Origin of the sequence: Streptomyces sp. NPDC059861, from assembly GCF_042731435.1 — a bacterium.
Classification (GTDB): domain Bacteria; phylum Actinomycetota; class Actinomycetes; order Streptomycetales; family Streptomycetaceae; genus Streptomyces.
The window spans coordinates 17,110-29,823 of the sequence record NZ_JBHWJQ010000061.1 but is presented as its reverse complement, the minus strand read 5'-3'; the positions used below and the strand labels follow the sequence as shown (position 1 = coordinate 29,823).

The following is a 12,714-nucleotide window of genomic DNA, read 5'->3' as shown; positions in this document are numbered from 1 at the left end:
CTGAACTGCTGGACCGGCATCTGCACCACCTGCCACCAACCCCTGCCCAGCAGAACCACACCAAGACCAAGACAGACCTAACGGAGTCCTACTAGGCCTGTTCCGCGAACAGGACCTGCACGTCCCGGTCGCCGCCCTGTCCGTGGGACAGCAGCGGCGCCTGCAGATCGCGACCCTGGTGACCCGGCCTGCGGACCTCCTCATACTCGACGAGCCCACCAACCACATCGCACTCGACCTGGTCGAGGACCTTCAGGCGGCGCTCGCGGCGTACACAGGGGCGGTGGTAGCGGTCTCGCACGATCGCGACTTCCGTGCGCGTTTCGAAGCCGAACAGCTGGAACTGCACGCCGGCAGCAGGCGCTGACCCGGTCCGGCCCGCCCCGCCGTGAACCGCTTGACGTCCATCAATCCACTGAAACAAGGGATGATCCATGACCACCTTCCTGACACCACAACAGCAAGCCGACCGCACCTCCGCCGCCATCGAGGCGGCCGTCGCGGCCGGGCGTGGGCTCGGCCTGACCGTCACCGAGCCCACGGTGCTCCACGACGTCTTCTCGGTCGTCGTCCACCTTGCCCCCTCGCCGGTCGTGGCCCGGATTCCCACCGTCCTGCCCCGCCCAGACGACCTGGCCGCCATCGCGCGCCGCCAGCAGGACGAGCTGGACGTCACACGGTGGCTGGCCGACCAGGGAATCCCAGTGATCGCGCCCAGCCCGCTCGTGCCGCGCGAACCCGTGCAGCGCGACGGGTTCTCGATGACCTTCTGGCCCTTCGTCGAGGAGGCCCGGGACAAGGAACCCGACTATGTCGCAAACGCCGAGAGCGTCGCCGACCTGCATGCGGCACTGCGCACCTACCCGGCCCGCCGCCTGGAGTTCCTGTCCGCGGTCGACCCGCGGTTCATCGCTGACAGCCTCGCTCTGCTCGAACAGCACCCAGACCTGATCGGAGCCGCCGAGCTCGACCGGGCCCGACGCGAATGGCAGTTTCTCGAACCCCTCGTACGCTCACGCAGCGCCTTCGAGGCCCGGTTCCCCGGCGTCGACCTCCAGCCCATCCACGGCGACTCCCCGCCCGCGAACATCTTCAACGCGGTGGACGGCGACCTCTACGCCGACTTCGAACTTGTCACACTGGGGCCCATCGAGTGGGACCTGGCCGCTCTCGGACCCGAGCACGAAGCCGCCTACAACCGCGGCGCGCGACGCAACGGCACGAGGCCGCTCGACGAGGAGGCCCTCGCCTTCGTCAACGCCCTGGGCATACTGCGGGTCATCGCCACCCTCACCCTGGTCCCGCAACTTCCCAAACTGATGAAGTACCTCAAGCCCGCGGTCGACCACTGGCAGACGACGCTCTTCGCCGCCGGCATGAGCAGCTGATACCGACGGGCAGATAGCTGAGCCTGAGGGTTCACACGATCCGTCCGGCATAGTTTTCACGTCGGAACGCTGCGTCGGCTTTCAACCTCACCATCTACGACCCCGATCTCGACCCCGACGGTGCCTGCGCGGCCCTCCTCACCGATGTCCTCCAGGAGGCCTTGGGCGGCGAGGCAGGCGGTCCAGTCCGTGCTGGCGCGGTGGCGCCACTGGGCGGCGGTGATCGAGTGCAGGCCGAGCATGGGGCCCAGGATCGCCGGGGGCAGGTCCTGGGCGGGGCCGACCAGGGCGGTGGTGCGGGCCGGGCAGGGGGCGCCGCGGCTGGCCCCGACCACGCGCGAGCGTTTTGTCGATCTCGAGAGATCCACAAGCCGGCCCGATCGTCGTGCCGGGCAGATCTGGACTGGGTGTGACTGCCTCGCCCACAACGTCCTGGAAGGCCAACTCCTCCGGCTTGGCCGCTGAGCACCTCGGTGAAGGTCACGATGTGCTCGCTGCCGTCGCCGGGGAGGTGGACGACGACGTGGCCGGGGGCCTGCCCGGCGGAGTCGAGCAGCGTGGTGGCCATGCCGGCCGCCGTGCGCCGGGCCATTCGCCCCTCTCCCCCGTCCTCCTCCCGCGAGCCGTTCGTGATCATACGCATCTGGTGATGGGCGAAAGGCTACCCCCAGGCCGGCCGCCGGCCGGCTCGAACCAGGGCGGACCGACCGGTGCGACGACATGACGCGTAACCCATGGGTTACGCTTTTCCCATGGACGAACTGACCAACATAGCCGCCGCCGTCGCCGATCCGGTGCGCCGGGAGATCCTGGTCATGTTGGGGCACACCCCGCTGACGGCGGGCGAGATCGCCGCCCGGTTCTCCATCAGCCGGCCGGCGGTGAGCCGTCACCTGCGGGTACTGCGGGAAAGCGGACTGGTGCGTGACGAGCAGCACGGGCGCCACCGGCGCTACACGCTCGTCCGCTTCCCGCTCGGCCGGCTCACCGAGTGGCTCCTCCAGTTCGAGGTCCGTCAGGCCCCGGCCTGGTCCCGCCAACTCGCGGCACTGGACACCGAGGTCCACCGCGCGCGCCGGGAACGCGGCCGATCCGAGCCCGCCGGCAACCCGAGCGCAGCACGACAGAAGGACACGGCATGACTCTCGAACCCTCCGGGCAGCTCGTCCCCACCGAGACGGGCCACGACCTGATCCTCACCCGCACCTACCGCGCCTCCGCCGACGACGTGTGGGCGAGCGTCACCGAGCCGGAACGCACCGCGCGCTGGTTCGGCCCCTGGCGCGGCGAGGGGGCTCCCGGCCGCACCATCGAAGTGCAGATGGTGTTCGAGGAGTCGGACGACTGGATCCCGGTCCGTGTCGATGCCTGCGAAGCACCACGCCGGCTCGCGGTCTCGACGCAGGGCGAATCCGGCTCATGGTCACTAGAGCTGCTGGTGGCCGAGGGCGACGGCGTCACGGAACTCCGGCTGATCCACCACCTCACCTCCACGGAACACCTCGGTGAGACAGGACCGGGCTGGGAGTACTACCTGGACATGCTCACCGCGGCCCGCACGGGTGGGCCCCGCCCCGAGTTCGCGGACTACTACCCCGCACAGAAGGCGTACTTCGAGTCACTGGGCTGACCCTTCCCGCGCATCGGAACGTCGCGGCGAGCGGGGCGGCGCGCCGACGATCCGTACGGCGTGGCCGGCGAGGAATTCCCTGGCAAGGGCCACCTTCCCCGTGCCGCGCTCGCCCGTCAGCAGCAGGGGTTCGGGGGCGGGCTGGTTCCACGGCGCGTCCGACCGCGGAGCGCCAGGCGACTGAGGAACCCGTCAGGGCGAGCCCGGCGGAGGGCATGACCGCCCGCACCGGCTCGCGCAGCGGACTCAGTGCCGCCACGATCCCCCCTCCCCCCGACGGCGCCGCCATGTCCCACCTGAACGATGTGCGCGACGATCCCGTCGGCCCGGACCTCGCGGGCAGCCTCGTCCGCTCCGCGGAACATGTCCTGGGCCGACCGGAAGGAGGAAGGCGTCTTCACGACGCCGGTATCCCCACGGCCACTGACCGGAACCGCAACCTGCTCACCCAGTCCGACCCATCACTGGAGCGCGTCCTCGGGCCTCGCCTGGACCACCACGCCGTGACCTGGCTTCTGGAAACCCTACGGATCCCCCACCGCCCTGCGAAAAGCAAGCCGCCGCAGCCTCGTCGAACTGATCCTGCCCAACGCGCCCAGGACGGCTCGGCGGCTGATCGAAGAGGTCTCCGACGCACGCGGCGAGCAGACCGTCGTCGTCCTCGGGACCCGCACATCGGTAGGCGCTGGAGGCATGGCCTGTCAGGAGATGTTCAGCGTCACCGACTTCCCGGGCTTGAGGCTGATCTTCTTACGGAAACTGCCTGCGCGCAGCTCGGTCGTGGTGCCGCCGACGCTGCGGACGGTTACTTCGGTCACCTTGCCCTTGCGCCAGGCCAGGTCGACCGTGAAGCCGCCGCGGGCCCCGACGCCACGCACCGAGCCCTTAGCCGCCCACGCGTCGGGGAGCGCAGGCAGCAACTCGATGACGTCGGGGCGCGAGTAGAGAAGCATCTCCACCGCCGCGGTGGCGCCGCCCAGGTTCGCGTCGATCTGGAAGATCGTGTAACTGCCTTGGCTGTACATGTCGAACCAGTTCGCCGAGGTGCCATTGCTGTTGGTGATCGATGGCCGCAGCACGGTCAGGTAGAGCTGGTAGGCCTTCTCCGCGTCCTTCAGCCGCGCCCAGCACAGCGATCGCCAGGCGCAGGCCCAGCCGTAGCTGTCCATGCCGCGGGCGGTGAGCAGTTCGCGCACGCCCTTGAGGAGGTCTGCCGGGCTCTTGTCCGCGGCAATGCGGTCGCCGGGATAGAAGCCGATCAGCGGGGACAGGTGACGGTGGGTGATCTCGCCGAGGTTGTCCGGGCTCATCCATTCCTCCAGCCACCCTGTCTTCGGGCTGACCCGAGGGAGGTAGAGCTTCCCCTGCATCGCGGCCAGGTCGGCAGCCAGGTCGGTGTCGCGGTGCAGTACGCGGGAGGCGGTCTTGAACTCTTCGAACAGCTCCCAGGCGAGTTCCTGCGCGTAGGTGATGCCTTTGCCGTCCGGACCGTGCTCGGGCGACCAGGCGGTGTCGTCGATCAGCACCTCACGCGACGTGCCGTCCGCGTCGGAGACCGTGGTGGTGATCAGGCGCGCCTGCCAGAACTCGGCCGCGCCCTTGAGGACCGGGTAGATCAGCTCCAGGTACTCGCGGTCCTGGCTGTACTCGTAGTGCCGCCACAGTGAGTTGCAGAGCCAGGCGTTGCCGGACGGGTGCCAGACCCAGCCGCTGCCGCCGTGGATGTTCGTGGAGAACGCGACCGCCCAGCCTGCTATCTTCCCGCTGCTGTTGCGGAACCGGTTGCGTTCGTTGTTGTAGAGGCGCTTGGTGACGTCGGTCCAGACCGGGAGCTGTGAGACGCAGTAGCGGGCGAGGGCGTACGAGCTCTCCCCGAGGCCGGCGGGATCGGCCAGCCAGTAGTTCATCTGTATGTTGATGTCGGTGTGGTAGTCCGCATACCAGTCCGGCGTGTTGTTGTGCACCCAGATGCCCTGCAGATTCATCGGGAGCCAGTCGCGGGAGCCGACGATGGTCAGATAGCGGCCATACTGGACGTAGGCAGCCTCCAACTCGGGGTCCGGCGTGGACTTGTCGGTGTAGCGCACGGCGATGCGCGACCAGGAGTCCAGCGACCGCTGGAGGTCCGTCGACTCGCCCAGATCGATCGAGAACCGGTTGTAGAGCCGCTGGTAGTCGGCGACGTGCGTCTTCAGGAGCCGGGTGCCGGACACGTGCGCGGCGGCCGTCACCTTGGCGCGGGCCGTAGCGAGCGGGTCGCTGGTCACGTCCCGGAAGTCCTTGGCTGCGTCCGGGGAGTAGTTGGTGCCGCCGCACACCACGACCAAGAGTTCACGGCAGCCCGCGAAGGACAGCTTGTCCTCCTTCACGGCGACCTGACCGCCGGTACCTACCGCCGTCACCGCGGCGGCGTAGCGCAGGCCGTTGGCGAGGTTTCCGGTGAAGGAGAGTTGCCCGTTGCTACCCGAGGTGGTCTCGTCGTGCGTGCCTGCCAGCGAGATCGTCCCGGTGTGCGGTCCACCGGTGAGCCGGATGACGAGCACGTCGTCCGGGTAGCTGGCATAGACCTCGCGGCGGTAGGAGTCCCCGCGCACCCGGTAAGTCGCGGACACCACGCCGTTACTCAGGTCGAGTTGGCGACGGTAGTCGGTCACCGTGTCGCTGGAGTGGCCCGACAGGGCGATCCGGAGCTTGGCCAGCAGGCCGAAGCTGCCGAAGTCATCCCGCCCATAGGGGAGTTGGCCGTCGTCGGTGAGGGTGTCATTGCGTCCGCCCGACCAGAATGAGCCGTCGGTGAGGTATACGAAGTCGTCGGCCGGGTCACAGCCGACGAGCGCTCCCAAGCGGCCGTTTCCGACCGGGAGCGCCTCCTGGAGGATGTGCGTCTCGTCTGCGGGCGTGCGGTACCAGATCGTGGTGGCCTTGCCCTCCGGGACGAAGGGGACGTCGGAGGGCCGGGGCGGCGCCGCATGCGCCGTGAACGGGCGGAAACCGCCAGCCAGAGCGAGCCCGCCACCGGCAACACCGGTGATGCGGAGGAAGTCGCGACGAGAGGAAGCGGGCACGGGGTTCCCTTCCACAGAAGCAGTAGCGCGTGATCGAGCAAGTGCCACGTATATTTATCAGACCACTTTGGCGGTACAACACCCAAGTGACGCGATTCATCGCCGATTTCCTGCATGGTGGTCGGACCAATTGAGAGGTTGGAGTGCGTTGCCACGCCGTCGACGGGCGGACGTGGCGTGGATGGGGAGCTGGCCCGGGGGTCGACGACCGGCCCTGCAGAAGGGCACCGTGACGCAGTGCGCCATCGACCAGATCAAGGCGACCGTGATCGACCTCTTCTCGCGGCGCCTGGCGGGGTGGGCCATCGCCGACCACATGCGGGCCGACCTCGTCATCGACGCTCTGCATGCGGCCGAACGGACCTGCGGCAGTCTCGCCGGAGCCGTTTTCCACAGCGATCACGTGCCCAGTACTGCAGCCGGGCCTTCGCCGACGTCCGCCGCGAAACCGACGTCACCCAGTCCGCGGGCGCGGTTGGTTCCAGCGCGCACAACGCGCTCACCGAGTCCTTCACGCGACCGGCAAACGGGAGACCCTCCAAGGCCGCCGGGCCTGGGACACCGAGCGCGAGGCACACCTGGACCCTCTTCCGCCGGCTGCACCACTACAACACCAACTACGTTGGCCGAAGCCGCATAACCCGCGTTCAAGATCCCGGATCAAGGCCCCCGCGCCAGCCGGCAGGAGCCGAACCATATGTCGAGTCGCGTCACGCCATGGACGACATGCCGATGGGCAGCACCGACTTCGGCACGGTGACCTGGAACCTGGAATGGGTCAGGGCCGCTGCCGCGGCCGTCGAGAAGCGTGGCGACCTGCTGCACACCGTCGCCGCCGTCGACGAGTCGGACGGCTCGACCGCCGGGTTCACCGAACTGGTGGTCCTCGGCGACGGCAAGGGTGACGGCCAGCACTACGAAACCGGGGTCCTCCCCCGACACGCGGCCATGACCTCGGCCGCTGGATGAAGGCCGCCTCCGTCCGGCACGCCCTCGAACGGCACCCCGATCTCGGCGGCCTGTTGACCTACTCCGCCGGCAACAACCCGCACATGATGCGCATCAACGACGCGCTCGGCTATGACCCGCACGACGTTCGAGTACCAGCTCGACCTCTGACGTCTGGTTCACCGCGACCAGAGGTGAAAGAACTGATCATCGGCGGCCCTGATCTGCGACCTTCTATGCGGCCGGTGGAAGTCTCACCTCGGGAAGAGCGAGGTGGAGCCGGCGCATGGCCGTGATCGGCAATGTGCTGACGGATGCAGCGCAGGACGCCCTCCTGCGTACGCCGAACGGAAGGAGGGAGCCGGAGCCAACACCGTCCCCATCCTTCCACCGAGGGCGCAAGCGTCGGCCCACGAAGCATCAGGTAACGGAACCAAAAGCGCCTACCACCCCGCGGCAGCGCACAACTGGATGCCAGGAAGTCGATCGCGCGGTACACCACCGCGTGCCGGCCGACGGCCTGCCGCAGCACCCGATCGTCTCCCGACTGTGCCGTGACTGCCCGCCATCAGCACGTCCAGGCCGCCGAAGCCGTGACCGGTGGCGACACCCAGGCCGGTGGTGTGACGCCGTTCGTGCTCCGTGTCGTCGATGTCGAGCTGAAGCTCCGCGACGCCGAAACCGGCAGACGCGGAAACCGTTGTGATCATCTCGCCCTCTCCTACCGGGTCAACGTGCGTGCGGCGGCTGGGCCACCGGCGTGACCGGGCGAGGTGAGGCAGGGCGAGGGATCAGGGCCTCTGTCGCAAACCGGGCTAATGTCACAAAACGGGCTGCCGTCCGGTCCTAGGGGGATGACTGGACGGTGTGACCCATGGCGCCGTCGATGCCGTCGGCCAACGCGCTTCAAGAGGAGAACAACATGAGCCACATCGACCTCGCCCACTCCCATGCGTCGGGGCATGACGAGCTGGTTCCGTCGCGCTACGCGCTGAAGGTCGGCGACATCGACGTGATGGTGATCAGCGACGGCGTGATGCCGATCACCAGCACGACGTTTGCCACCAACGCCACCAAGGAGGACCTGGCGGCCTGGCTCGGTGACATGTTCCTGCCGCCGGAGGTGTGCAACTGGCCGCTGAACGTCGCCGTGGTGCACAGCGGTGACCGGACCATCCTCGTCGATTCCGGGCTGGGGACGGAGTTCCCGGGCTTCCCGCGAGCCGGACAGCTGGCCATGCGACTGGATGCCGCCGGGATCGATCCCGCGTCCGTGACCGACGTGGTACTCACCCACCTGCACATGGACCACATCGGCGGGCTACTCGTCGAGGGGCTGAGGGGCCGGCTGCGCCAGGACCTGCGGGTCCACCTGGCGGCGGCCGAGGCCGAGTTCTGGGACGCACCTGACTTCTCCCACACCGTCATGCCGGCACCGGTGCCGGACGTGCTGCGGACGACCGCCTCGCGGTTCCTGGACGTGTACCGCAGCCAGTTGCGGCCGTTCGAGACTGAGTACGAGGTGGCGCCAGGAGTGCTGATGCAGCGCACCGGCGGGCACACCCCCGGCCACAGCATCATCCGCCTGGAGTCCGGCGGCGACCGGCTGACGTTCGCCGGCGATGCCCTGTTCCAGCCCGGGTTCGACAAGCCCGACTGGCACAACGGCTTCGACCACGACCCCGAGGAAACGACCCGCGTCCGGGTCCGTCTCCTGACAGAGCTGGCGACGAACGGCGGACAACTGCTGGCCACCCACCTGCCGTTCCCGTCCGTCTGCCACGTGGCGGTCGACGGCAACGCCTTCCGTGTCGTACCGGCCGTCTGGGAGTACTGACCGCACTTCGGCTGGGGCCGACGCGTGAGCAGCGCGCGAAAGGCCAGCCCTGCTTGTCAAGTGAGCAGGGTGGAGCGGTGCCCACTCGCCATCACCGTGAGGTCCGGGTGAGGCGGGGGCATGGCCTGCTGATGTATCGCGTCATCGCCCGCTGAATGCCTCCCCTCCCCTCGGCGACGAGGAGGAGAAGGGGTGGGCGCCGGACGGTGGACAGACCTGTGACGCCGAGCTGTTATCAGAGGACTGGCGGGCAGCGACACCAGGACCTGGTCAGTTGCGGCGCTTGAACAGCGCTGTGAGAAGACCGGGCAGGCGGGACAGGTCCGTCCGGCAATCAGGGCAGTGACGGCCATCATCGGGCAGCGCGTCGTCGTAGCGGATGCCTGGATGCCCGGCACGGGCCGCACCGCTCACACACGGTCCCGGTTCGGGCGGGACAGGCTGAAGCGCGGCGGGCAGCTGCTCCAGGCGACCCGGACGACATCCGTGGCAAGTACACCGCCCTGCACGGCAAGACACAGGTCGATGCCATCTCACGACTTCGTCCCACTGGCGACGGACCGCGCGTCGCCCTCCTGACCGCGCTGAAGACTCTCGCCCGGCGGTGGCCTGCCTGCCGCGACCTGACTTCCGCCGGCATGGCCGGATGGGGCTGCCCTCAGGTCATGGCTCCGAACGCGCCCGCGAAGTAGACCAGCGGCCGGGCTTCCACCTGGTGCTCGAAGTGTCGGGCGTCGCCGACGAAAATGGTGTGGTCCCCTCCGGGGAGTGCCGCCGACACATCGCACACGACGGAGGCGATGGCGTCCGTGAGCACCGGAACACCGTGCTCCTCGCTGACACGCACGCCTGCGAACTTGTCCTCCTTGGAGGTCGCGAAGTTCTTGGCGAGCGCTTGACCGCCTTCCCCGAGGATGTTGACGGCGAATCGTCCGTGCTCGGCGATCGCGCTACGGGTGAAAAGGCGGTTGCTGATGCAGACGATCAGCTGCAGCGGCTCCATCGAAAGGGACGTGACGGCACTGGCCGTCACGCCGATGGGGGCGTCCCCCGACCGGGTGGTGATGACGCTGACCCCCGAGGCGAGTCGGCTCATCGTGGCCCGGAAGGCGTGCTTCGTGTCAAGGGTTTCCGGCATCTCAAGGCTCTCGGACATCGGCAGACCTCCCTGAAGATTCATCTGAGCCCTGTGCGGGTGCATTGCAGCGTGCTCCAGTACCCGTTAATGGCGGGAAAACTGATGTGATCCATGCAGCGACGCAGGTATTGCGTTCGGGTGGTGGCAGCGGGCCGATGCCGCATCCGGTCCACCAAGTCCCTGATCTCTCTCGAGGGCCGCACGCTCCGGTCGGCCGGAGGCCTTGCCATGGGAAACGGCTTTTCATCACGGGCCACGCTCACCGGCGAGGTCTCAACCCTGGTCGGGGGCGAGAACGAAGGTGTGCCGCAGCAAGGTGTAGGGCTGGTCCGTGCGGTCGCTGTATGGTCCGGTTCCGGATTCGTGGGAGGCAAAATCGACCACGAACGAGTCCTTGACTCCGAAGACCGGGTCCTGCTCCAGGTACGGGTCGTCGGAGGGGCACAGCATCGTCGTCACTCGCTGGAAGCCGGGCGCGTCGATGACCACGTGGACATGAGCGGGGCGCGTCAAGGACCGGTCCGCGGCCCGCATGAGCTCGCCCACCGTTCCGTCCCCCGGGATCGGATAGCTCGCCGGACGGATGGAACGAAACGCGAAGCCACCCTCGCCGTCACTCCGCAGCAGGGCGCGCATCGCGGTCTCCTGCAGGCCCGGGACATCGACGTCGTAGTGGCCGTCGGCGTCGCTGTGCCACACGTCGACAGCCGCGTCGGTGACCGGCTCGCCCTGGTGATCGGTCACCAGACCTTCGAAGAAGAGCGGGGTACCCGTGAGGCCCGCGGAGATGTCGGCGGCGTGGGAGTGCTCCGGCCGGTCCTCGCGAAAGTAGGGGCCGATGACGCTGTTCGGGGTGGCCACCGACTCGCGCTGGTGGTTCAGGGCGTCCACCAGCATGGTGACGCCCAGGACATCGGAGAGCAGGATGAACTCCTGCCGCGTCGGGGTGCACAGGTGACCGGTGCGGGTGAGGAAGTCGATACCGATGGCCCACTCCTCTTCGGTCAGTCCTACTTCGCGGACGAAGGCATGGGCGTGACGGACGAGCGCCTCGAGAATCTCGGTGGTACGAGGGTCTTTGGCACCGCCCAAGGTGGCGATCACCGCATCGGTGATGGTTTCACTGTTGAGGTCACGCATGACGGGCTCCTCGGTGGTGAAGTTGGTGAGGTGAACTTTGCGCAGGAGAAGATCAGACTGCGGGGCGTTCGCCGGCCCACGCCCGGGTCAGCAGCGCGCCGGCCGATGAGCGGTCCACCGGGCGCGGATTCCAGTAGGCGTTCTGGACGATCAGGTCGGCTGCCTGGTCGATCCCCGCTTCCGGCATGCCCAGGTCCCTCAAGGCGCGGGGGGCACCGAGTTCTCCGACGAAGTCGAAGAGAGCGGCCGCTGTACCGCCCTCGGAGCCGGGAAGCGTGCGTGCGACACGCTCGACGGCATCGGGAGCGGCTGCCGCGTTGAAGGCGAAGACGTGCGGAAGAACCACCGCGTGCGTCTCGGCGTGCGGGAGATTGAACATGCCACCCAGCACATGGCACACCTTGTGATGCAGCGCCATCCCGACCGACCCGAGGCACGTACCGGCCAGCCACGCGCCGTACAGTGCCCCGGCGCATGCCTCCGGGTCGTCCGGGCGCCGTATCACCGCCGGTAGAGAACGGATCAGTGCGTCGACCGCCTCACCGGCCATGAGGTTCGCGATGGGGTCGTGGTCCTGTCCGTAGAGCGCCTCCACCGCGTGCGCCAGGGCGTTGACGCCGCTGACCGCAGCCATGGCGGGAGGAAGCGTCAGCATCAGGTCGACGTCGTACACGACGGTCCTGGGGAGGACCTCGGGCAGTCGTCGCGTGGTCTTGCGGGCGCCTTCGACCTCCCCCAGGATCGGAGTCATCTCCGATCCCGCGTACGTCGTGGGCAGCGCCAGCTGCGGAAGGCCGGTCCTGGCCGCGAGGGCCTTGCCGAGACCGATAGTGGACCCGCCTCCGACGGCGAGCACACCATCGGCCTTGACCGACTCGACGTACGCCACCGCCTTCTCCGTGACCGCGACCGGCGTGTGCATGGTCGCCTCGGCGAAGTGCCCGACCACCGCTGCGCCCAGGAGGTCACCCATTTCGGCAGCGTGCCCCGCCTGGTTCGAGGTGGACAGCACCACCATGCGCTCGCAGCCCATGAGCACGACCTCGTCGGGGACACGGCTGCGTGTCCCCCTGCCGAACACCACCTTGGTGACTTGTCCCCGATGAACGAACGCTCTCATCCGAATTCCTCACTCCGGTATCGAAATTCGTTCCGGACAAGCCTTCTGCCGAGTTGGGTCGAGGATCACTGACGAGCAGGGGATACTCACCTGTCCATGCGATGTGGGCCCAAGCTGACGGGTGGGCTTGGGGCGACCATGCGAAGAGCTTGCGCTCGCATCGATACCAGCCGGGCGATCGAAATACCGGGACCAGCTGTGAAGGACTCCCCCGGAACGTGCACATGCGGCGCCGTCGGCCGGCCCGCGACGGCCTGATCCAGGGACAACGCCCCGGGCCGTCGACGCCCGTGCACACCGTCAGGCACTCACACTCCCGACAAGGTGACAACGCCTGTTGCGGGCATCGGACCGTGTTCATGAACGGCCCCTGAATCGCCGGGCCGGCGAAGTACGCTGCCGAGGTGCTCAGCCTGCGGGATTTTGCGGGCCGAGCACCTCGGTGGCG

Annotated in this window: 10 protein-coding genes and 4 pseudogenes; 9 read left to right on the top strand and 5 right to left on the bottom strand. The window is 68.2% G+C overall.

Annotation, left to right across the window (positions count from 1 at the left end; all coding sequences use genetic code 11):
* Positions 1-88: 88 nt before the first annotated feature.
* Both ACFV6X_RS34050 and ACFV6X_RS34045 read left to right on the top strand, forming a co-directional pair.
* Positions 89-367: pseudogene (locus tag ACFV6X_RS34050) on the top strand (ATP-binding cassette domain-containing protein); the annotation flags it as partial.
* 67 nt (positions 368-434) lie between these two features.
* A complete protein-coding gene (locus ACFV6X_RS34045) occupies positions 435-1,388 on the top strand; it encodes an aminoglycoside phosphotransferase family protein (protein WP_385390163.1) in 954 nt (317 codons plus the stop codon).
* 56 nt (positions 1,389-1,444) lie between these two features.
* Here ACFV6X_RS34045 and ACFV6X_RS34040 read toward each other — a convergent pair whose 3' ends face one another.
* Positions 1,445-1,723 carry a hypothetical protein gene (locus ACFV6X_RS34040; protein ID WP_385390162.1) on the bottom strand — a complete coding sequence of 93 codons (279 nt, stop codon included), beginning with the start codon at positions 1,721-1,723 and terminating at the stop codon, positions 1,445-1,447.
* A gap of 417 nt (positions 1,724-2,140) precedes the next feature.
* On the opposite strand from ACFV6X_RS34040, the gene ACFV6X_RS34035 reads away from it, so the two are divergent.
* From ACFV6X_RS34035 to ACFV6X_RS34025, 3 genes and pseudogenes are all read left to right on the top strand, one after another.
* Positions 2,141-2,530: an ArsR/SmtB family transcription factor gene (locus ACFV6X_RS34035; RefSeq protein ID WP_385390161.1), complete on the top strand. Its 390-nt coding sequence runs from the start codon at positions 2,141-2,143 to the stop codon at positions 2,528-2,530.
* Positions 2,527-3,018: an SRPBCC family protein gene (locus ACFV6X_RS34030; RefSeq protein WP_385390160.1), complete on the top strand. Its 492-nt coding sequence runs from the start codon at positions 2,527-2,529 to the stop codon at positions 3,016-3,018. Before ACFV6X_RS34035 ends, ACFV6X_RS34030 begins: the two co-directional genes overlap by 4 nt.
* 422 nt (positions 3,019-3,440) lie before the next feature.
* Positions 3,441-3,693, top strand: a pseudogene (locus ACFV6X_RS34025) (IS110 family transposase); the annotation flags it as partial.
* 26 nt (positions 3,694-3,719) lie between these two features.
* On the opposite strand, the gene ACFV6X_RS34020 reads toward ACFV6X_RS34025, so the two are convergent.
* Positions 3,720-6,083, bottom strand: coding sequence for a glycoside hydrolase N-terminal domain-containing protein (locus ACFV6X_RS34020; protein ID WP_385390159.1), 2,364 nt, complete (start codon positions 6,081-6,083; stop codon positions 3,720-3,722).
* Positions 6,084-6,342: 259 nt separating this feature from the next.
* Here ACFV6X_RS34020 and ACFV6X_RS34015 point away from each other — a divergent pair.
* From ACFV6X_RS34015 to ACFV6X_RS34000, 4 genes and pseudogenes are all read left to right on the top strand, one after another.
* Positions 6,343-6,649 (top strand): annotated as a pseudogene (locus ACFV6X_RS34015) (DDE-type integrase/transposase/recombinase); the annotation flags it as partial.
* A gap of 136 nt (positions 6,650-6,785) precedes the next feature.
* Positions 6,786-7,202: pseudogene (locus tag ACFV6X_RS34010) on the top strand (GNAT family N-acetyltransferase); the annotation flags it as partial.
* A gap of 383 nt (positions 7,203-7,585) precedes the next feature.
* The gene (locus ACFV6X_RS34005) at positions 7,586-7,795 is read left to right on the top strand and encodes a hypothetical protein (protein ID WP_385390158.1); all 210 of its coding nucleotides are present in this window, start codon (positions 7,586-7,588) and stop codon (positions 7,793-7,795) included.
* A 158-nt stretch (positions 7,796-7,953) separates the two neighbouring features.
* Positions 7,954-8,868: an MBL fold metallo-hydrolase gene (locus ACFV6X_RS34000; RefSeq protein WP_385390156.1), complete on the top strand. Its 915-nt coding sequence runs from the start codon at positions 7,954-7,956 to the stop codon at positions 8,866-8,868.
* A gap of 658 nt (positions 8,869-9,526) precedes the next feature.
* Here ACFV6X_RS34000 and ACFV6X_RS33995 read toward each other — a convergent pair.
* From ACFV6X_RS33995 to ACFV6X_RS33985, 3 genes are all read right to left on the bottom strand, one after another.
* Positions 9,527-10,024 (bottom strand): flavin reductase family protein, encoded by a 498-nt coding sequence (locus ACFV6X_RS33995; RefSeq protein WP_385390154.1) that lies wholly within the window; start codon positions 10,022-10,024, stop codon positions 9,527-9,529.
* 255 nt (positions 10,025-10,279) lie between these two features.
* Positions 10,280-11,146 (bottom strand): dioxygenase, encoded by an 867-nt coding sequence (locus ACFV6X_RS33990; RefSeq protein ID WP_385390153.1) that lies wholly within the window; start codon positions 11,144-11,146, stop codon positions 10,280-10,282.
* Positions 11,147-11,198: 52 nt separating this feature from the next.
* Entirely contained in the window at positions 11,199-12,266 is a 1,068-nt protein-coding gene (locus ACFV6X_RS33985) for a maleylacetate reductase (RefSeq protein WP_385390151.1), read from the bottom strand.
* Positions 12,267-12,714: the final 448 nt, after the last annotated feature.